This window comes from Porphyromonas sp. COT-290 OH860 (assembly GCF_000768935.1).
In the GTDB taxonomy this organism is placed as follows: Bacteria; Bacteroidota; Bacteroidia; order Bacteroidales; family Porphyromonadaceae; genus Porphyromonas.
In genome coordinates, this window is record NZ_JRAR01000011.1 from 1 (window position 1) to 20,813 (window position 20,813).

Below are 20,813 nucleotides of genomic sequence, written 5' to 3' on the forward strand. Positions count from 1 at the left end.
CTGAGGGAAATATCCCTCGGGGATGGGCATAGGGGGATAGTATTCAAGGCTCCCCAAGCCGCTCAAACACGCAAAAAACACCGAGAAAGATACAAGAACCTTTGAGCGGCGCATTGCGCAATAGTCTCAGCTCGGGATGTACTTCGACTACAGCTCGGGGCTGCCCGTCATTCCCGGCTCGTCAATCAAGGGAGTACTGAGGTCTGCGATCGAAGAATGGGGGTTCCTCGAGGGGGCAGATACGGATAAGCCTTGGTCAGGGTGGAATGCCGAGAACTTCATTAAGGCGGTCTTCGAGGGCAAGGGGCAGTCGATCTACGAGCGGGATATTTTCCTCGACGCCATTCCTGTTGAGGTTTCGGGACAGGGGCTCTTCGGCGAGGACTACATCACGCATTACCCGAGCCCCCTCAAGGAGCCTAATCCCGTGCGCTTCCTTAGGGTCAACCCCGGGGTAACCTATCAGTTTCGCTTTATCTTGCGGAATCAAGAGAGCTTTGGGGCAGAGGATAAGCGCGAGCTATTCGAGGAGATTATCCTCGCCCTCGGGCTAGGGGCTAAGACGAATGTAGGCTATGGACGCTTCCAAAGATAAGCCGAGGGCAGGCCTCGAGGGACTACCTCGCTTCCTCGAGGGCTTCACCGCCTAACACCTGCGGGTGCGCTTCGTGGCTGAGCGGGAGGTCGCCTTTGGGGGGAAGTGGTACTTCCTGCCTCGCTTCGCCCTAGGCAATGCGCTGATGAATAGCCCTCACTTTGCCCATCTCTACACCGAGCTCTTCAAGCCCGAACCACAGACGGGGGCGGACGGGCGGCAGCATACCTCGGCCTCTCGCCTTGTGGTGCGAGCCGATAGGCCTACCCGCCGAGGCCTTGCCCGTCGAGAGCCGCTCGACCTCTACATCACGATCGTGGCACGGGAGGCAAGGCTCGTGGAGGACTTTGTGGCCTTCCTGCCTGATTGGCAGGGGTATAACTTCATGCAGGAGCATGGGCTAAGCTACCACAGCTACCAGCTGCTGAGCCCCAAGACGGGTAGCTACGAGAGCGGCCTCAAGGCGGAGGATGCGAGGCTCGATGTGGACTTCTTCTGGCGGCAAGCCCCCGAGTGGTGCGAGGGGCTGAGCGTGCGCTTCCTTACACCCACGACGCTGCGGCTCGACCAACTCCTCTCGGCAGAGATCCCTCTGTCTCGCCTCCTAAACCGCATCTCCCGTCGCCTCTACGAGCTCTACACGCAGTGCCTAGCCCCCGAGGGCGAGTCGGTCGCCCCCTTCGTCTTCGCCGAGCGCAATGACCTAGTGCTTTCGGAGGTGAGCCTACCGCAGAGCCCCACGATCAAGGCGCATCGGCAGTACGATATGTCGGGTATCTTGGGGCAGCTGCACTACCGCACGCCCTACGACCCTGTGGCCGCCCTGATGCTCTCTGTGGCTCACTGGGTGCATATCGGCACGCACACGGTCTCGGGCAATGGGCAGATCCTCGCTTGGGGAACGGATGCCTCAGCTCAGCCGAGCCCGAACCCCTCGAGCGTCCTCGATGAGGAGGGCTGTCTCGTGGTGCAGGGCGAGGGGCTAAGGCTAGGGCTTCAGCGTCTAGACCTTGTGATCCGCCGTGGGAGCCAGCTCGTCAGCCGCCACCTAGCCACAGACATCCGTGAGCTGCGCCTCGTGGGCGAAGCCCCCTCGCTCAGTAGCGGAGTCCTCAGCTTCTGCAACAAGCGGGGCATCCCCATCCTACACAGCGACAGTCTATAGGATTATCAAGACAGGATCTCGAAAGAGATCGTAGTATCTCCATACGACGTATCTATACAAATACAGTCTATAGGATTATCAAGACTCTCTTGGAGTTAGTTGTGCATCCCCATCTTGAATAAGTATCTATACAAATACAGTCTATAGGATTATCAAGACGGTATCACAAATCTGTTATTGCTAACAGGAATTTGACGTATCTATACAAATACAGTCTATAGGATTGGCGAAATGACTAGAGCCGTGCGGAGCGTTTTCGCACGGCTCTAGTTGTATTGTGCCCTTTCGTTCCGCCCGAGGGGGATTGCAAGGCCGTGATCTCGAATGGTCGATCAGTTGTGGCTTAGCCATACGATTTTTGGGGTGGGTTTGTCATCTTTTTGGTTAAGAGATGTAAAAGCGTTGGTTAGAAATTTTATTGAATGAGGCAGCAATTCTAAAGATGCTCGGTGCGGTAGCAGAAGATTGATGGGAACATCTTTGTGGATTAGTGGGCTAATCCTCCGCAGAGTGTCCACCAATCTGAAGGGATTGATGGGAAGAAATGTCGAAAAATATGACACGAGTCCCCAAAACTGCATCAAGTTTGTTTTTATGTGATTGATTGTTAGCGATTTGCGATTTCGGTTTTTGAGAGGGGTATTTCCCCTTGGCTGGGACTAAGTGCCAAAATGAGGTCGGACGCAATCTGGAGCCTCCTAGGGGCAAATACGCAGTTCGCCTACGAGAGTTGCAGAGATCGGGCGAGCTCGCTGCGAGCTCAAAGTGTGCTTGAGGTATGTGAATTTCTGTTAATCAAGGTAGCCCTCATGGGCCGAGAGGAGTGGCAAGGTGCCAAGTGAAATAGTTGCCTTGACGCAAAGGGCGTTAGTGGCGAAAAAGTCTTACCTTTGCTCCTTGTTAAATAGGACATTACGTAAGATGAAGCTATTGCTTATTGCATCACTCGTCTTGGTGGGTGTGGCCATTCTGCTACTCTGCATCAAGATTATCCTGCTCAAAGACGGGCGTTTCCCAAACACACACGTTGGGGGGCAGAAGGCTATGCAGGATCGGGGGATCTCTTGTCATACCTCTCAAGACAAGCAGAAGCGTGCGCACCGCACCCTGCAGGAGCGTCTAGACGAAGCCGCCAAGGAGTAGCCCCTAGATGCCTAACCATCAATCGAGCATAATTAAATTAAGATCACATATATGATTAAGAAGAATTTTCTACACTCAGGTGCAGCCCTACTAGGCTGTGCAGCCCTGCTTACACTGGCCTCTTGCCAGCAAGGCAAGCAAACACAGAGTGCTACTACTGTGGTAGCATCGGCTACCGAGGAGGCTCAGCTCCCTATCGCCTATGTGCGTATGGACTCTGTACTCTCGCAGTACAAGTATGCCCAAGATGTACAAGCCACTCTAGCCAAGGACGCAGACGGCCACCGCACTCGCTTGCAGGGTCGTGCCGCAGCATTCCAGAAGGCCGCCGAGGACTTCCAGCGTCGTGCGCAGATCAACGCCTTCATCTCGGAGGAGGCGGCACAGAAAGAGCAAGCCAAGGTCATCGGTATGCAGCAGGAAGTGCAGAACCTAGAGCTCAAGCTAGGCCAAGAGCTCGCCATGAAGGGTCAGCTGATGCAAGAGGATATTCTCAAGGAAATTCAGGCTCAGATCAAGATCTTCAACCAAGACGGTCGCTACAAGCTCGTGCTGATCAACTCGGGTGTACTCTATGCGGACGAAAGCATGGACATCACGGACGCCTTTATCCAGCACCTCAATGCTGCCTACAAGCCAGAGATGGCTCAGGCCTCGGCCGACTCTGTAGCCAAGAAGTCTAAGTAAGGTTGGGCGAGATAATCGGTTGAGTATAGACCTACGGAGTCTATCTCAGGACGATCAACCTCAAAAGGCGGTATGCCGAAATGCAAATTTCGGTGCACCGCCTTTTGAGTTCCTAGAGATTTCGGTGCTCTAGGAGCAAATCCCACAAAGTCAATGAATAGAAAAAAGCAGAAGAAAACGACACTAGGCTCTAGAGCCCCTTGGCTGGCGCTGCTTGTCCTCGTCGCCATCGTCGGCTGGCAGGCCTACACGATACAGGGCAAGCAAGAGCGGCAAGCCCACGCGCAGGCATCGAGCCATCGGACGCAGGAGCCATCGATAGCCGTCCCTACGGGCGAAGTTATCCTCGGCGATACGACCCTGCTAGAGCTACCGCAGCTCTCGGGTGGAGCGCACAACTATTTCGTGACGCACTATGCCGAGGGGCAGGTCAATTACTCACTAGAGTACGATACCCAGAGGCGACACGCCCGTTGGGTCGCTTTTAGCTTCGATCGCGCAAGTGCGCCCAATCGGGTCAAGCGCTCGGACGCTTGGGGCTGGGATCCTAAACTCCCCAAGGAGTACAGCACGGACAATTGGTTCGCTCGCTCGGGTTATAGTAGAGGCCATCTAGTCGCCTCCGAGGATCGCACCTTCGCCCAAGAGGCCAACGAGCAGACTTTCTACTACAGCAATATCAGCCCTCAGCTACAAGAGCACAACGGTGGCGTATGGGTGCGCCTAGAGAAGAAGGTACAGAGCTGGGGACGTGATGAGCGTCTGCACGATGTGCTCTATGTGGCCAAGGGGGGGACGATCCGTGACGACCAAATCGAGGAGCACCGCCTAAGGGGGCAAATCGTCATACCCCGCTACTACTAGATGGCGCTACTGCTCCAAAAAGGCGACGAGTACCACAGCATTGCCTTCTGGACAGAGCATCGCAGCTATGCCAAGGGGGAGGGTAATCTGCGAGATCTAGCAATCTCCGTAGACGAACTAGAGCGGCGCACGGGGCTCAATCTATTCTACAGACTGCCCACTTCTGTGGCACAGCATGTAGAGGCGGAAGACCCCAACGGTAGGGAAGCGAGGCGCATCTGGTGGAGATAAGCGGTATGGATTGGGCGAATTGGTGTAACTTTGTTTGAGAACTTATCAAAAACATCAGACTATGCTACAGACTACAACCCATACACTACAAGGGTACGACATAGAGCAATACTATGGCGTGGTACTAGGAGAGACCATCATCGGAGCTAACTTCCTCAAAGATATTGCTGCCTCGATCCGTGACTTCATCGGCGGACGCTCCGGCTCCTACGAGCGTGTCGTCAAGGAGGCACAAGAAACCGCCCAGAGAGAGATGGTACAGCGTGCCGAGATGCTCGGAGCTAATGCCGTCATCGCCATCAGCTTCAGCTACTCCGCCGTTGGTGGCCAAGGTAGTATGCTGATGGTTACCTGCTCGGGAACGGCCGTGCGTGTCCGTCGCTAGGCAGGCTAGAGGAGAAGGCGGTAGTAATAGAATTAGACAGATCGACAATGTCACGCAAACGCATATTCTTCCTAGATGCATACGCTCTGATCTTCAGAGCCTACTATGCATTCATACGCAGCCCACGCATAGACAGCCAAGGGCGCAATACGAGTGCAATCTTTGGCTTCGCATTGATGCTGGACGAGATCTTGGACAAGGAGCAGCCAGACCTCATTGCCGTGGCATTCGACCCTCCCGGGGGAACATTCCGCCACGAGGCTTACGAGGCCTACAAGGCACAGCGTGACGAGACGCCCGAGGGTATTCGCCTCGCTGTACCCTACATCAAGCGTCTACTAGAGGCCTACCGCATACCGATCTTGGAGGTGGAGGGCTACGAAGCCGACGACGTGATCGGGACACTTGCCGTACAAGCCGAGCAGGCTGGTCTAGAGGTGCTGATGGTAACGCCCGACAAGGACTACGGCCAGCTCGTCTCGCCACATATCTCGATGTATCGGCCAATGAGTGGCGGTGGCTATGAGGTGTGGGGCGAGCGAGAGATCGTAGAGAAGTTTGGGCTTAGCCAGACCAAGCAAGTCATCGACTACCTAGGCTTGGTGGGCGACTCGGCTGACAATCTGCCCGGCTGCCCACGCATTGGCGAGAAGACCGCCCAGAAGTTGCTTGCCGAGTTTGGGAGTATCGAGGGGATCTACGAGCATATTGATCGGGTCAAAGGCAAAACTCGTGAATACCTCGAGGCTGGCAAAGACTCTACCCTCATGACTCGTGAGCTCGCTACGATACATACTGCCGTCCCCATAGTGTGGCACGAGCACGATTTCGCTCGCCAACCCATAGATGCCGAGGCACTCCGTGCACTCTATACGGAGCTGGAGTTCCGGACTCTACTCAACAAACTCGCCAGCAAGCTCGAGCAGTCTGCCCCAGAGCCTGCGCAGGAGGTGGCAGACGCCGAGATGGGGGATCTATTTGCTTTTGATTACAGTGCAGGGACGAACCCCTCACCCTCTGCCGAGGGGGCACTCTCCAAGGCCTTGGAGCTGGATATCCACCACCTGACCTCTGTCGAGGAGATAGAGGCTATGGCAGAGCGAGCCATGCAGCTGGGCTACATAGCACTTGATACGGAAACTACGGGTCTGGATCCACTCGAGGCGGAGCTCGTAGCAGCGAGCTTCGCCCTAGGCGATCGAGAGGCTTATTTCTTACTCTTCCCCGAGGATCGAGAGCAGACACTAGCACTGCTCCAACCCCTGCGTAGGGTATTGGGTAGCGACCGAGTGCTCAAGATCGGGCAAAACATCAAGTACGACTTGCAGGTACTCATGAGCTATGGCGTGGAGATTAGTCTGCCGCTCTTCGACACCATGGTGGCGCATTACCTCCTCTTCCCCGATATGCGCCATGGCTTGGACGAGCTTAGCGAGCGTTATCTCGGTCTACAACCGATGAGCTTTGAGGAGATGATCAAGCCGCAGAACCCCAAGAAGCCCAACCTTAGAGCCGTGGAGCTGGATCGCTTGGCCTACTACGCAGCCGAAGATGCAGCACTGACCTATCGGCTGTATCGCTACTTCGAGCCTATGCTGGCAGAGCGTGAGCAGACGGCTCTGATGAACGAGCTAGAGATGCCACTAATCCCAGTGCTTGCGTCGATGGAGCGTGAGGGCGTTCGGCTCGATCGAGGTGTGCTGGCTGAGAAGTCGTCGGAGCTACACGCCAAGCTCACGGCAGTAGAGGCAGAGATCTTTGAGCTGGCAGGGCGTGAGTTCAACGTCAATAGTGCCAAGCAGGTGGGCGAGTTGCTCTTCGACGAGCTCAAAATCGTGGAGAAGCCCAAGAAGACGAAAACAGGAGGCTACACGACTAGTGAAGAAGTGTTGGAGAAGCTCCGCAATCGTCACCCAATTGTGGCACGCATTCTCGACTATCGAGGGCTCAAGAAGCTACTCTCTACATACGTGGACGCCTTGCCCGATCTAGTCTATCCAGACGGTAGGCTACACTCGAGCTTCAACCAAACCGTCGCAGCTACGGGCAGGCTCTCTAGTAGCAACCCCAATATCCAGAACATTCCTATTCGTACTGCCGAGGGTCGGGCCATTCGTGCAGCCTTCGTCCCTCATGACGAGGATTCGGTCTTCCTTAGTGCAGACTATTCGCAGATTGAGCTTCGCCTCATGGCTCATATCAGTGCCGACGAAGGGCTCATCGAGGCATTCCGCCAAGGGCACGACATTCACCAAGCCACAGCCGCCAAGATACACGGCCTCCCTCTCGAGCAGGTAACTGCGGAGCAGAGACGTGGAGCTAAGACTGCCAATTTTGGGATTATCTACGGCATCAGCGCTTTTGGGCTAGCCGAGCGTCTAAACATCGGACGAGGCGAGGCCAAAGCGCTTATCGACGGCTATTTCGCTTCCTACCCGGGAGTGAAGGCCTATATGGACAGAGTGATTGAGCAGGCTAAGGCTCAGGGCTATGTTACCACGCTCCTAGGTAGGCGGCGCTACCTGCCCGACATCACGAGTGCCAATGCCGTAGTGCGTGGCTATGCCGAGCGCAACGCCATCAATGCTCCGCTGCAAGGTACGGCTGCCGACATCATCAAAATAGCCATGATACGCCTATATGCGGAGATTAGGCGCCGAGGGCTGAAGAGCCGTATGATCCTGCAAGTGCATGACGAACTGAACTTCAACGTCCCCAAGAGCGAGCTAGCAGAGATGCGTCAGCTCGTCAGACAGACGATGCAATCCGCCCTCACTACTCTAGCCGTCCCTCTAGTCGTGGAGGTTGGCGAGGGCGGTAGTTGGCTCGAAGCGCATTAGAGATAGACTTCCTTCGTCAACATAAAAAAGGCCTAACCTCTCAAACGATTATAGAGGTTAGGCCTTGCTGTATGATTACCAATGGGGCTATTGGAGCGATTTAGGAGCCTCGATGAAGTAAGGGCTTAGGCGAATGCTATCATCTCTGGAGAAAGCAGGGTCACGCATCAAGGTACTCCAGCGCATAATCCGCCCGTGGCGACTGATGAGCCGATTGAGCGACTTGACTTGCGTATAGCTCAAATAAGGATGACGGGGAATATCGCCCGAGATGAGCGAATCCAAGCGGTAGGTACGTGGCGAGCGACCAATACGGAACCACCCCTTTAGGCTAAGGAATTTGTCCTCGTCCATACCATACACCTCTTGTAGCTGCAGGACGGTGTAGTAGCCCCCGAGCTGACGCCTAAGCGCCAAGATGCGATGCGAGAAAGCAGGGCCTATGCCGGGTACTCTGATCAGCGTAAGCGAGTCTACAGTATTGAGATCTAGTATTTGGCGCTGTCTGAACTTAGGCGCTGACGAGTTTCTCAAATGAGCAGGAGGGCCAACGTAGTGGTCTGGTCGGTAGATCGTATCGGCAGGCGATGCTAGTGCCGACATTTGGCTCTGACCTCTCGAAGTCAAGGAGAGCAAGACCGCTCCCGAAGAAATCAAGAGTAGCAGAACAATCAGCACAATGCGCTCGGCTCGCCCGATGAAAAAGAAGTAACGCCCCATAGCAAGTATTAGATTCTAGGTGTAGAGGCATCGGATGCCCTAGTTATTAACTTCGATCCGCTCGATCTTACCGTCTTTGAGGTAGATCGTACGGTCGGCTCGTTTGGCTAGCTCTATATCGTGTGTGACGATGACGAAGGTCTGCCCAAGCTCTGCTCTAAGGTCGAAGAAGAGCTGATGCAGAGCTTCTTTGTTGTGTGTGTCGAGACTACCCGAGGGTTCGTCCGCAAAGATGACGGCTGGCTCGTTCATCAGCGCACGAGCTACGGCGACACGCTGGCTCTCCCCGCCCGACATCTGACTGGGTTTGTGTCCGGCACGTTCGCTTAGCCCCATTTGGTTTAGTAGTTTACCAGCCCGCTCACGTGCTTCTCGGCGACTCTTCCCCGCAATCATCGCAGGGATCATTACATTCTCTAGAGCGGTAAACTCTGGGAGTAGCTGGTGGCTCTGGAAAACGAATCCGATCGAGCTATTGCGTAGCTCTGCCGTAGCCCGAGAGCTGAGCTTGCTTACCTCCTTGTCTGTGATGATAAGCTGGCTATCTGCGTCGGCATCGGCCAGAGTACCTAGGATCTGTAGAAGCGTAGTCTTGCCTGCTCCGCTAGGCCCGACGATAGATACGATCTCTCCTTTGTAGACCTCCAAATCAACCCCTCTGAGTACCTCTAGAGAGCCGAAGCGCTTGCGGATATTAGTGGCTTGAATGATTTTCATTGGCTGAGGGTACTTGAATGTGTTTGAGCACATAGGCGGATAGGTGGCACCCGAAGATAGCGGGCATATATGCGGCCGTGCCAGCAGTTGAGCGCTTGCATCGCTCTCCGCTGATCTCCACGACTGCCTCTTCGTCGGGTAGCTCGCTGGAGAAAACCACCGGAATGCCATTCTTGATGTCTAGCTTGCGCAAGCGTTTGCGAAGAGCACGGGCGAGCGAACAGTTGTAGCTTCTGTTGATGTCGGCCACTTGAACCGCACTAGGGTCACTCTTAGCACCTGCTCCCATAGAGCTCACAATGGGCAAACCTCGCTGCTTGCTTAGGGCGATGAGATAGACCTTAGGGCTAAGCGAATCGATAGCATCGATGACGAAGTCGTAGCGATGACAATCAAGTAGCGTCACCATGTTCTCGTCCTTGAGGAACTCCTCCACGATCTCGAGCTCAATCTCTGGATTGATATCTCTAAGCCTCTCGGCAAGGACAGAGGCCTTAGAGCGACCTATCGTGCTATGCAGAGCCGCCAGCTGTCGGTTGATGTTGGAGGGCTGAACGATATCTGCGTCCACAATGGTCATACGGCCAATACCAGCGCGTGCAAGCATCTCGGCAGCATAGCCACCAACGCCTCCCAGACCTACGACAAGTACATGGGCTCGTCCCAGCTCCTCCACACGCTCTGCTCCCCACAGCAGCTTAGTCCTCTCCTTCCAGTCTGTCCTCTCGGTCATATTTTTCGATACTTGTCATTTTATTTGCCTGAATTCTCATGGCAATTATCAGATATCAGGAGCTCATCAAAAAGTTTCTTCCAACGGTCATCGTTTATATCTGGAGCATAGTCTAACCTCTTAGTTAAACAAGCCTGCTGGAGATTATGGCGCAACGTGTCATTCTGACAAAGTTCTAGCAACGTATCAGCATAGGCTTTGAGGTCAAAAGGCTTGACCAATCGACCTGCACACTGAGATGCACCAATGATAGACTCAACACCAGCACAACAATCAAATGAAATAGGGACTACTCCGCTACTTTGAGCCTCGACCAATACCATCGGCCAGCCCTCGAATGAGGATGTCATACAAATAATTGCAGCGTCGTTATAGATACGCTTGAGGTCTGTTTCATAGCCACACAAGTGTATTCTCTTAAGCCTATATTTTCTTACAAGCTTGTGAAAGATCCATTCGTCTGGGCCAGCACCATAGAATTTCAACTCCCAATCGGGTAATTTATCTTGAATCTCTCTCCAAACATTGAGCAAGCGATCAAATCTTTTGGGAGCTAATGATAGGCGACCGACATAGACAATTTCCTTTCGCTTATTGAGATTTGGGGCTGCTTCAATCTCTATGGTATTAGTCATTGAAATCACCTTCCTTTTTTCTTCCTCCGTGAGAGATAAGGCCTTGGCTATTTCTGCTTTATATTCAGGGCACAATACAATGTATTTGTCAAATAGGTGAATATCTCTCAGGTGCTCCTCCTTGAGCCGTTGATACTGCTCCGAATTACGAGTCTTGCCTTTATAGCCGAGCAGGTTCCACTCAATCCATTTCTTGATGGAGTATTTGGCTTGTAGCTCCCCTAGCTCAAGTCTGTAGCTCATTTCCCAAAAGGGTTTACTGTGATTCCAATAAACCAATTTACATGAGCTATACTTCCTCCAATCCTCAAAGAACTGGCCCTCCATATAACACGCAAAGGCGATACGGATATTTTGCTCCGCCAAATAGTCTATAAGCGCAGCCTTATTGTCTTCTGTGTAAAATGTTTCTTGGTTTGGCAAACAATAAATCTCGGCATTGAACCCCTCTGGTAGGACGAACTCATTGGGGTTGTGCTTCGACCCAATGAACGTCGAATGGATCCCCCATTTACTAAATAATCTTGCTGTAGTGAGAGAAACTCGCTCAGCCCCACCTCCTTCTAGGCGAGGGTGGAGAAAGGCGACTTTTAGTCCGTTATAGCTCATATCTTATTGTCGTTACTGTTTATTTCTTGATGCCACGTCTGTTGAGCTCTTGTTGGTAGAGGCGAGCGTTGCGTAGGTGCGTTGCGTAGTCGGTTGCGAAATTGTGGTAGCCAGAGAAGTCTTCTTTGGCTACCATGTAGAGATAATTGTGCTGCTCAGCTTGCAGCACGGCGTCCAAACTGCTTGGGCGAACCAGCCGTATTGGGCCCGGCGTTAGTCCTACATTGCGATATGTATTGTAAGGCGAAGCGACCTCTAAGTGCTCGTATAGAATACGCCTAAGCGAGAAATCTCCAAGGGCGAACTTAATCGTCGGGTCGCTCTGCAGGGGCATGCCCTTGCGTAGGCGATTGATGTATAGCCCTGCTATGCGGCTATATTCATCTTGTTTGCTCGATTCCTCCTCGAGGATCGCTGCTAGAGCCGATGCATCGCTCTGGCTGAGCCCTAGGCTATCGGCTTGAGCGATGCGCTTTGCCGTCCAGAAGCCTCGGTACTGATGCAGGATTGTATCTACCAATGCTGGCAGACTAATATCCCACTCTAGCGTATAGTGCTGGGCGAGGAATAGGCTACGAGCCTGCTCTCGATTCATGCCTTGCCTAGCTAGTGCTACGCTATCCTCGAAGAACCCTACAAGCTCTGCTGAGTCGAGCATAAGGTGCTTATCTAGCTGCTTGACGAGCTCTGCCTCCGTGCGTATGCCAAGTAGAGGCAAGCTAACGGGAGCTTGATTGCCCGATATGAGAATGCTCATGAGTTCGTCCGTCGTCACCTCTGGTGGTACAGCATAGCGGCCTGTGCGCAAATGTTCGTCTACCTTGCGCCAAGACCAAAAGAAGTCGAAGACATTGGGGCGTGTGGGCCAAATCTTTTTGTGGATCTGCTGGCGTACCTGCTCGGGGCTATCCTCTCGGTCAATGAGGAGGTAGACAACTTCGGTGTGCCTGCCCACGGGGGCTTTGTATAGACGGTACGCCCAGTAGCCAAGGCCTACCAAAGCAATTAAGACTACCAATAGAAGCGCCCAGAGCCACTTGTACGATCTCTTGCCTCCACGCTGCCCTCTGCTATAGCTACTGCCATTGAGCCTTTGATAGGTTGCTACACTAATCTTTTTCGTCATAACCTTTGTGTTTTTGAGGATTACTGCTCCAAAACATAACCCCATTCGTTCCCCTGCGATAGTTCGCTCGAGAAGCTAAATCCCTCGGGAGAGAAAGCTCTGAGCTGCTTTGGATCCTCTATCCTATTCTGTATGATGTGACGTGCCATAGCTCCTCGTGCCATCTTGGTGTAGATAACGATTTGCTTGAGGCCACCAGAGGGCTCTCTAGTTAGGAAGCGCGGGCTAATTACCCGAACGCTGCGCTCAACCTCTGCCCAGTGAAAGAGCTGCTTCATCTCCTCACTAGCCAAGTAAAATAGGATACCTCCCGAGGCTTGTACACGGCTGATGAGCAGCGGCGTTAGTTTATCTCGCCAATACTCGAAGACGCTTTCCTCTCTATCCCATGCCAAGTTGGCTGTACCTTCCATGCGATAGGCTCTGATGCCGTCAGTCGGTAGGAGTAGCCCGTAGACGAACGAGCAGACAAGCAGATGCTCGTTTGCCCAAAGCCAGTCAGACTCGGAGAAGCTCGCAGCGTCAATCTTCTTGAAGACCATACCCGAGTAGAGCTGTAGCGTTGGCTGGTCTTGAGTCGTGCTTGAGATGAATGCTCGCCAGTCCCGATAGGCTTCGTCTGCTTTCTTGGGGCTGAGGCCAAACTGCTTGGCCATGTATTCCTTATCCAGCGCAAGTGTTGCCTCTACGATGGGGCGACTTGCTTCTATGAACTGAGGCTGTGTGGGCTCAGGGCTGTAAGCTCCCTTCTTGATTTTGCTGGCAAAAGTTTTGGCAGGAGAGATGATGCTGATCATGGCTAGAGTAGGCGTAGCTTGAGGGTGTCACGAAGTTGCTCAAGGCTTGGGTTGAGCTTCTTGAGATGTTCGTATCGGTCTTGTGATGTTGTTGGGAGGAAGGTTTGCTCTCCCTCGGCCTTGGCACGTACACGCACCTCTATCCCTCCGTGGCGTAGCGCCCTGCGCAGATAGGCTTGTATGCGTGGGAGCTCCCTCTGGATCGGTTCCATAACGGCAGACGAGTCCACGATAGCAACCTCTGCAATATGTGGCTCTACTAGGCGAGGTAGTTCCTGCTGCATGATGTTACGACAGATAACCTTGTCTTCCTCCAATTCCTTATTGACAAACTCCATCCACGCCCTCTGGAGCATAACTTCATCGAAGCCCTCACGGGCCGAGATCTCCTCCTCATGTAGTTCCGTGGAGGTTGGGTTTTGGGTCCTCTGCGACCGAGATTTTAGCCCACGAAAGCGCTGTCTGCCCTCACGAATCTCTTCATCAGCTGCCACGACTATAGGCTGAGACATCGGCGTAGGGGTTGCTTCTTGCCGGTTGGGTATCGAGGCTGGCTGTACCGCTACCTGTGGGCGTACAGGTGGAGGAGTGGTCACGCCTGCATTTGACAGCGTACTAGGCCCAGCTGTTTGTGGCTGAGGCTTGTGGCTATTGGCCGAAGTGTTGGTATTGGGCTGTGCACTAGGGCTAGAGCCCTGCTGTTGAGGTTGCGAGCCTGTTTGTTGTTGTGCTTGGGGCGAGGGGGCTGCTTGCGCCTCGGGCGATCGGAATAGACCGATTAGGTTAAGCAGGCTGAGCTCTACGAGTAGTCGCTTATTTGTGGCTGATCGATACTGCTGATCTGCTTGTACGAGTACTTTGAGCCCTTGATGTAGGCCTGATATGGGCGTACGAGAGGCTAACTCTTGGTATAGCTCAGCCACGCTGGCAGGCTTCTCAAGGAGGGGGAGCGTCTCGGGGTGCTGGGCGACCAATAGGTCCCGCAAGAAGTTGGCTAGGCCAGATAGAATGATTTGCCCGTCGAAGCCTCGTGCTAGTAGTTGGTCTAGCGCTACGAGTAGGCTTCGATAGTCCCCATGTAAGATATGCTCAAGTATCTGTCTATATGCCGTATGGTCTAGTACGTTGAGGCTCTCTAGGGCGTTGGCATAAGTGATGTGCCCAGCGGAGAAGCTCGCAATGCGGTCGAACATGGAGAGTGCATCACGCATACCCCCATCGGCTTTCTCAGCAATCAGGCCTAAGGCTGCCTCCTCGGCGTCGATCCCTTCGCTTGTAGCCACATAGCGCAGGTGCTGAGTAATGTCTAGGACTGTGATGCGCCGGAAGTCGTAAATCTGGCAACGTGATAGGATCGTAGGGAGAATTTTGTGCTTCTCCGTCGTGGCCAAGATGAATATCGCATAGCTCGGTGGCTCTTCTAGGGTCTTGAGGAAGGCATTGAAGGCAGCTTGAGAGAGCATGTGTACCTCGTCGATGATGTACACCTTGTAGCGTCCGAGAGCTGGTGGCATAGCGACCTGCTCCGTGAGGGTACGAATGTCCTCAACGCTATTGTTGGAGGCTGCATCAAGCTCAAAGATATTGAACGAGCGTTGCTCCTCGAAAGCACGACAGCTCTCACATTGATTGCACGCCTCCCCCTCAGCACTTAGGTTGGTACAGTTAATAGTCTTAGCTAGGACGCGCGCAGCGGTTGTCTTGCCGACACCACGAGGACCGCAGAAGAGGTACGCATGGGCAGTCTTACCCGAGAGCACGGCCGTGCGCAGGGTGGCTGACATGGCCTCCTGCCCTACAATCGTAGCGAAGCTATCTGGGCGATACTTGCGAGCCGATACAATATAATTTCCCGACATGAAAGATAGAAAAATCTAAGGGCGAAACTAGGTTGGAAGCTATTAAACATCTACAGTTCTTCTCTATCTGTAGACTTACCAAGAATTTTATTCCAAGTCTCTTCATTTACAGAGGGAACATAGTCTAACCTTTTTTTCAGCACATTATTCTGCAACTCTGTTCTCAGTTCTTGATTTGAACAGAGCCTCAGCAAAGCATTCGAGAATGCCAGTACGTCATCTTGAGGAACAAGAATGCCATTTTTAGAATCCTTTCCAATGATTGATTGGACACCAAAACCATTATTAAAAGATACCGGAATACAGCCATTATTCTGAGCTTCAATTAGTACCATAGGCCAGCCTTCAAAAAATGAAGTGAGACAAACAATAGAAGTCCGATCGTAAACCTCTTGGGTATTCCGCTTGTACCCATGAAAAGTCACTCTATCCAAGTGTTTTTGTTCAACTATTTTCTTGAGCCGTTTTTCATCGGATCCAGACCCATAGATATGTAAACTCCATCCTGATAGTTGTTTGTGTACTAGAGACCAAACGGCTAATAATTTGTGGAGTTGTTTATCATCTCTACTCAACCTGCCTAAATATGCAATTTCCTGCTTTTTATGCAAAATAGGAGTAGGATTTAATACAATCGTATTAACCACAGGCTTAATCTTATTTTGCTCCTCTGCAGACAGCACGAGAGATCTAGTGAGTTCTTGCTTGAATTCAGGGCAAAGTACAATCACATAATCCACAAGCTGAATATCTTCCTTGTAGCTATTTTGCATTCCCCTCAGGAATCTTTTACCTACGTAGTTGCGCCAATATGAATAGGCATAAAACCGAAAGAAATAGCTCCATTTTTCCTTTGCTAAAGCTTTTTCCCTGAGATACGTCCGCTTAACCTCCCAGAAAGGTTGTGAATGGAGCCAAAAAGCAATTTTACAGTTTACACTTTCCCTTACAAGTCGAGCATACCTTTTATCAAGCCAAGAAACAAATACGAGCATCTCAATCCGCCTAGACTGTAGTTCTGCTACAAGAGCAATACCATTATCATTAGTATACGACTTATTTTCATTATCAGGCAAGACTAAAATAGAACAAACCTATTCCTGCCCTTCAAAGCTCCATTCTTCCTCTTTCCAATTATAAGTGAATATAGTCGACGTAACACCATGTTTGGCTAAATATTGAATAGTTCTCATAGTGACCATTTCGGAGCCCCCAAGAGAGAGTTCTTGATGAAAAAAAGCCACGTGTTGAACAGATTTACTCATCGTATTTACCTCTTTAATCAATTACAAACCAAATTTTAAAAGACATAATATTGCTCTGTTCGGACAAAGTTAGGGATAATCATTCAAAGCATAAGGGCAGAAGGCCAGTATATCCTGTGTGTAAGGAGCACCAAGAAGATAATTCGCTGCCATGCTTTGTGACCTATGGGAGTATGCTCCCTTGGAGTTGGGGGTATCCATCTTGTTTCGCGGTCGGTCTAGTATCAATGTCCCTACATTTGGGTTAAATCTTTGGAGTACGATTTTATAACTTTAGAGTTAAGGAGTGTTAAGAATTTGCTCGCAAATTTTGAGCAGTGAGGCAGCATTTGTAGAGTGAAGTGAGACCTCTGTGCAAAATTGATTGGAAGATTTCTGAGGATTGGTGGATCAATCTTCTGTGATGTGTCCACTAATCTCGTAAGATTGATGGGAGGAAAATCTCAAAAAGGCTTTGCTAGCGCATGGAGCTATCCTAGAGGTCTTTTTATTGCGCTGGTTATTAGGTGTTTATATTTGTGCGATTTTAGGTGGGTATTTTCATCTGCCTGAGTAGAGGAGCCCAAATGAAGTCGAGCGCCGTGTAGAGCTCTTTAGGGCCCAAATACGAGGTCTACGGTGTTTGCGCTCATGGCGAGTCGGCTTTCCCATCAATATCCCGAAAACTGAGCTAAAATCTAAAATCGGAGCCAATAAGAATGTTAATTAAATAAAAGAACTATTTTTGCAGATGAGTGCGTATTGTTCGATATACTAGGGAGAAAGGTAAAATTGGAGTAACCAAAAAGATGAAGTATATAAGTTAAGTTATCTTATTCACCATTAACAGCAAACATTATGAAGACAATCATCTCGCTTTTGGCTGTAGGAATGCTATTGGTAGCCTGCAACAATCCAGCCGAGCAACCTAAGACAGACGTATCGGCAGCTCCGTCCGAGGAGCGTATCGGCCAGATTATCACCCAAGATATACAGCAAGGGCTGACGCCCGATGCTGTACTGACAGGGCTTCAAGACGGTAATACGCGCTATTTGGCAGGCAAACCTCTATCTCGAGATCTCAATGCGCAAGCCATGGCGGGCCTAGAGGGGCAGTTCCCCGAGGCCTTTATTCTCTCATGCATGGACAGTCGAGTGCCAGTGGAGTATATTTTCGACAAAGGTATTGGTGACCTCTTCGTGGGTCGTGTGGCGGGTAACGTTGTAGACGAACATATGCTTGCCAGTATGGAGTATGCCTGCGAGGTATCTGGCGCCAAGCTGATCCTTGTCCTCGGGCATCAGGACTGTGGAGCTGTCAAGGCTGCGATCAAGGGAGTAGAGCTAGGCAATATTACCTCTTTGATGGGCGAAATCAAACCCTCGGTGCAGGCGACCAACTACACGGGTGAGCGCACCTATAGCAACAAGGAGTTTGCCAATGCCGTAGTTGTGGAGCATGTGCGCCAGACGATCGATGAGATCCGCAGAGATAGCCCGATCCTCAAGAAGCTAGAGGAGGAAGATAAAATCAAGATCTGTGGTGCTGTCTACGAGATGTCTACGGGGCGTGTCCACTTTTTGTAGCTCCAGATAGGCCACGGGGTAGGATTTGCTTACTCAAATACATCTCATATCTACCTTAAACCTATTGGCTGGGCGGTGTGTCGAGATGCAAGTCTTGGTACGTCGCCTTTGCTATTTCATCTGCTTTTCGTTGCTACTTTTGTCTTTGATCAAGCAAATCATCTTATGTATGGCTATTGAAATCAGTATTACTCGTCAGGAGTTCATCAAGCACACGGCCTACTACCTCGACAAAGTGACCGAGGGGCGTGTCGTCCTCATAGACCAAGCCCCGGCACCTACGCTCCGTTTGGAGGTCAAGGCCGAGGCTTGTGATATAGAGGGAGGTAGCTGCCATGCAGAGCAGTATAAGGAGGAGTTTCGCTCCTTCTTGGCCTCGCTCGACTAGTCTTGTATGTCTAGTAGGGATTTGATGCGGGCGGCTACTTCTTCCATTTGCCACTTGGGGGTAGAGGTTGCTCCACAGATTCCGATTGTCTTGGGCATGGGCTCTAGCATCTCTCTGGTTACCTCGTTGGCCGAGGATACGAAGATGGTACGCTCGTTGCTCTGTCGGCAGTGTGCATAGAGCACTTTGCCGTTGGAGCTCTTGGGGCCAGCGACGAAGAAGATGAGCTCGTGCTGCGATGCAAACTCCTTGATGTGTGGCATTCGATTGGACACTTGTCGGCAGATTGTATCCTGATAGTCGAAGCGGATCCCCGGCTGCATACGATCTCTGAGCGTCTCGATTAGCTCGTGGAAGCCCGAGAGCGACTGCGTTGTTTGTGAGAATAGCGCCACAGGCCGACCGAAGTCTACTGCCTCAATATCCTCAGCCGTCTGTATCACTATCGCCTCTCCGTTGGTCTGACCTACTAGGCCATTTACCTCGGCATGCCCCTTCTTGCCATAGATGACGATCTGCCCATCTAGAGGTTTGATCTCTGTGTATTTCTTGAGGATTTGCTTCTGTAGGCGCACGACTACGGGGCAAGTTGCGTCCACAAGCTCGATGTTGCGTTCCTTGGCCCACGAGTAGACTTGTGGAGGCTCGCCATGTGCTCGGAAGAGGACACGCTTGCCCGAGAGCTGCTTGAGCCCCTCGTAGTCGATGGTCTGCATACCTTTGGTTTGTAGACGCTCCACTTCTTGGTCGTTGTGTACAATGTCGCCGAGGCAGTATAGCTCCTTGGCATCGGAGGCGAGCTCTCGCTCTGCATGTTTGATCGCATTGATCACTCCGAAGCAGAAGCCACTCTGCTGGTCGATCTCTATGGTTGGTGTCATATCTTTGAGTCTTATCTTGAGTTACTATACCGTACGTTAATTAAAGCGTTTAGGGGTGTGTTTGTTCATTCGAGGGTATGAAAAATCGGCTCCGACCTCTCGCATTGCGATGTGGGTCGGAGCCGATCTGTTTTCTTGGGCTGGGCTTCGGATTAGTTGCTGGAGCTCTCGGATACGATGAGCAGTATGTCGCCAGAGTGTATCTCTAGCTTGCCTTTGGGGACGAAGTAGTTTTCGCCTCGGCGTACGAGGATTACCAGCTCCTCCTCTTTGAGGTTTAGATCCATGAGCCTATTGCCCTCGTCTAGCATGGCAGGCGTTACCTTGCGCTCCTCCATAGAAGTCCCCGTATGCTGCGGGATTTCTACGCCGAATAAGCTGACTTTCTTCTTGACCTCCTCGTCCAACCCGAGCCATTTGGCTACGATCGGGAGCGTACTGCCCTGTATGAGGAGCGAGAGTAGGGTGATGAAGAAGACGATGTTGAAGAGCGTATTCGCCCCTTCGATGTTGTTCATCATCGGGAAGGTGGCGAAGATGATTGGTACGGCACCACGCAAGCCCACCCAAGCAAGGAATGACCGCCCCTTGAGACTGATGCGTGGGAATACACTCAAGCTCAGATGTACGGCTAGAGGACGAGCAAAAAAGATCATAAATAGCCCAGAGAGCAGAGCGAATGGCGCCACTGGGATTAGATCTTTGGCATCGACGAATAGCCCAAGGACGATGAATAGGGCGATTTGTAGTAGCCAAGTCATACCGTCGAAGAAGGTTTCGATACTCTTCTTGTGTACCAAACGGTTGTTCCCGACCACTACCCCCATGATGTACACAGCCAGATAGCCATTGCCTTGGAACAGTGCCGTGAGCGAGTAGGTCAAGAAGATAGCACAGAGTAGGGTAATGGGGTAGAGGGCTGCATTGTCGATGTTGATCTTGTTGAGGAAGAGTGTCGTCACCCTGCCGAGCAGATAGCCGAGCCCAGCCCCCACGCTGAATTGAAGTGCAAACGTAGAGACGATGCTGGCCCAAGAGCCCTCGCCCTCGCCCGTGACGTACTGGATCAGGGCGATGGTGAGCATATACGCCATTGGGTCGTTGCTACCACTCTCTAGCTCTAGGATCGGGCGGAGCCCCTCCTTGAGGTGCATATTGCGAGCACGCAGAAGGCCGAAGACCGAGGCTGAGTCGGTACTCGACATCGTGGCTGCTAGAAGTAGAGCAATAGGGAAGCTCAGATGAATGGTAAAGAAGTTGAACGTGCCGAGCCAATAGAGAAAGCCCCCGAAGAAGAAAGTCGTGAGCAAAACCCCCACAGTGGAGAGCATAATCCCCGGGCCAAGCACTGGGCGAATATCCCCAATCCTTGTCTCGAAGCCCCCGAAGAAGAGAATAACGGCTAGGGCGACAGTCCCGAGGAATTGGGTCTTGCTCGTGTCGCTATACTCAAGCCCTAGTCCAGAGCTACCGAAGATCATTCCTGTGATGAGGAAGACGAGTAGGGCTGGTACGCCTAGGCGAGTGCCGACCTTACCAGCCAAGATGCCGGCAAGCATCAGCACTGCCCCTACGAGGAGCAATAGGTCTGTTGATATCATCTATAA

General features: G+C 51.9%; 20 protein-coding genes. 10 read left to right on the forward strand and 10 right to left on the reverse strand.

All coding sequences use genetic code 11. The features are described 5' to 3' along the window. The first annotated feature begins 136 nt into the window (after window positions 1-136). From cmr6 to polA, 8 genes are all read left to right on the forward strand, one after another. Complete coding sequence (gene cmr6, locus HQ41_RS01495) at window positions 137-595, forward strand: type III-B CRISPR module RAMP protein Cmr6 (RefSeq protein WP_052405214.1); 459 nt, start codon at window positions 137-139, stop codon at window positions 593-595. A 64-nt stretch (window positions 596-659) separates the two neighbouring features. Then, window positions 660-1,760, forward strand: a complete 1,101-nt coding sequence (cas6, locus tag HQ41_RS01500) for a CRISPR system precrRNA processing endoribonuclease RAMP protein Cas6 (protein WP_044186952.1) — start codon at window positions 660-662, stop codon at window positions 1,758-1,760. A gap of 921 nt (window positions 1,761-2,681) precedes the next feature. Continuing rightward, window positions 2,682-2,903 carry a hypothetical protein gene (locus HQ41_RS01505; protein ID WP_044186955.1) on the forward strand — a complete coding sequence of 74 codons (222 nt, stop codon included), beginning with the start codon at window positions 2,682-2,684 and terminating at the stop codon, window positions 2,901-2,903. A 51-nt stretch (window positions 2,904-2,954) separates the two neighbouring features. Continuing rightward, entirely contained in the window at window positions 2,955-3,590 is a 636-nt protein-coding gene (locus tag HQ41_RS01510) for an OmpH family outer membrane protein (protein WP_052405215.1), read from the forward strand. A gap of 153 nt (window positions 3,591-3,743) precedes the next feature. Further along, window positions 3,744-4,454 carry a DNA/RNA non-specific endonuclease gene (locus HQ41_RS01515; protein ID WP_052405216.1) on the forward strand — a complete coding sequence of 237 codons (711 nt, stop codon included), beginning with the start codon at window positions 3,744-3,746 and terminating at the stop codon, window positions 4,452-4,454. Further along, the gene (locus HQ41_RS09230) at window positions 4,455-4,685 is read left to right on the forward strand and encodes a hypothetical protein (RefSeq protein ID WP_052405217.1); all 231 of its coding nucleotides are present in this window, start codon (window positions 4,455-4,457) and stop codon (window positions 4,683-4,685) included. A gap of 61 nt (window positions 4,686-4,746) precedes the next feature. After that, complete coding sequence (locus HQ41_RS01520) at window positions 4,747-5,070, forward strand: YbjQ family protein (RefSeq protein WP_044186958.1); 324 nt, start codon at window positions 4,747-4,749, stop codon at window positions 5,068-5,070. Between the two features lie 47 nt (window positions 5,071-5,117). Next, a complete protein-coding gene (polA, locus tag HQ41_RS01525; RefSeq protein WP_044186961.1) occupies window positions 5,118-7,910 on the forward strand; it encodes a DNA polymerase I in 2,793 nt (930 codons plus the stop codon). 87 nt (window positions 7,911-7,997) lie between these two features. Here the strand turns inward: polA and HQ41_RS01530 are convergent, their stop codons facing one another. The 8 genes from HQ41_RS01530 to HQ41_RS01565 all read right to left on the reverse strand — a co-directional run bounded on the left by HQ41_RS01530 (window position 7,998) and on the right by HQ41_RS01565 (window position 16,182). Then, window positions 7,998-8,630 carry a helix-hairpin-helix domain-containing protein gene (locus HQ41_RS01530; RefSeq protein WP_044186963.1) on the reverse strand — a complete coding sequence of 211 codons (633 nt, stop codon included), beginning with the start codon at window positions 8,628-8,630 and terminating at the stop codon, window positions 7,998-8,000. A gap of 39 nt (window positions 8,631-8,669) precedes the next feature. Continuing rightward, window positions 8,670-9,347 carry an ABC transporter ATP-binding protein gene (locus tag HQ41_RS01535; protein ID WP_369794208.1) on the reverse strand — a complete coding sequence of 226 codons (678 nt, stop codon included), beginning with the start codon at window positions 9,345-9,347 and terminating at the stop codon, window positions 8,670-8,672. Next, window positions 9,325-10,080, reverse strand: coding sequence for a ThiF family adenylyltransferase (locus tag HQ41_RS01540; RefSeq protein WP_044186965.1), 756 nt, complete (start codon window positions 10,078-10,080; stop codon window positions 9,325-9,327). The genes HQ41_RS01535 and HQ41_RS01540 overlap by 23 nt, the downstream gene beginning before the upstream one ends. 20 nt (window positions 10,081-10,100) lie before the next feature. Continuing rightward, window positions 10,101-11,138 (reverse strand): glycosyltransferase, encoded by a 1,038-nt coding sequence (locus HQ41_RS01545; protein WP_161780567.1) that lies wholly within the window; start codon window positions 11,136-11,138, stop codon window positions 10,101-10,103. Window positions 11,139-11,343: 205 nt separating this feature from the next. Next, on the reverse strand, window positions 11,344-12,450 hold the full coding sequence (gene mltG / locus HQ41_RS01550) for an endolytic transglycosylase MltG (protein WP_052405218.1): 1,107 nt from the start codon (window positions 12,448-12,450) through the stop codon (window positions 11,344-11,346). A gap of 20 nt (window positions 12,451-12,470) precedes the next feature. Beyond that, window positions 12,471-13,247: a YaaA family protein gene (locus HQ41_RS01555; RefSeq protein ID WP_044186969.1), complete on the reverse strand. Its 777-nt coding sequence runs from the start codon at window positions 13,245-13,247 to the stop codon at window positions 12,471-12,473. Window positions 13,248-13,249: 2 nt separating this feature from the next. Next, entirely contained in the window at window positions 13,250-15,106 is a 1,857-nt protein-coding gene (locus HQ41_RS01560; RefSeq protein ID WP_044186972.1) for a DNA polymerase III subunit gamma/tau, read from the reverse strand. A 50-nt stretch (window positions 15,107-15,156) separates the two neighbouring features. Beyond that, entirely contained in the window at window positions 15,157-16,182 is a 1,026-nt protein-coding gene (locus HQ41_RS01565) for a glycosyltransferase (protein ID WP_044186975.1), read from the reverse strand. A 1,026-nt stretch (window positions 16,183-17,208) separates the two neighbouring features. On the opposite strand from HQ41_RS01565, the gene HQ41_RS01575 reads away from it, so the two are divergent. Both HQ41_RS01575 and HQ41_RS01580 read left to right on the forward strand, forming a co-directional pair. Further along, window positions 17,209-17,937 carry a carbonic anhydrase family protein gene (locus HQ41_RS01575; protein ID WP_044186979.1) on the forward strand — a complete coding sequence of 243 codons (729 nt, stop codon included), beginning with the start codon at window positions 17,209-17,211 and terminating at the stop codon, window positions 17,935-17,937. A 169-nt stretch (window positions 17,938-18,106) separates the two neighbouring features. Next, on the forward strand, window positions 18,107-18,325 hold the full coding sequence (locus HQ41_RS01580) for a hypothetical protein (protein WP_044232055.1): 219 nt from the start codon (window positions 18,107-18,109) through the stop codon (window positions 18,323-18,325). Here HQ41_RS01580 and HQ41_RS01585 read toward each other — a convergent pair. Together HQ41_RS01585 and HQ41_RS01590 are read right to left on the reverse strand one after the other, a co-directional pair. Then, the gene (locus HQ41_RS01585) at window positions 18,322-19,206 is read right to left on the reverse strand and encodes a 4-hydroxy-3-methylbut-2-enyl diphosphate reductase (protein ID WP_044186983.1); all 885 of its coding nucleotides are present in this window, start codon (window positions 19,204-19,206) and stop codon (window positions 18,322-18,324) included. The genes HQ41_RS01580 and HQ41_RS01585 overlap by 4 nt on opposite strands. 152 nt (window positions 19,207-19,358) lie before the next feature. Next, window positions 19,359-20,807 carry a potassium/proton antiporter gene (locus HQ41_RS01590; protein ID WP_044186985.1) on the reverse strand — a complete coding sequence of 483 codons (1,449 nt, stop codon included), beginning with the start codon at window positions 20,805-20,807 and terminating at the stop codon, window positions 19,359-19,361. Window positions 20,808-20,813: the final 6 nt, after the last annotated feature.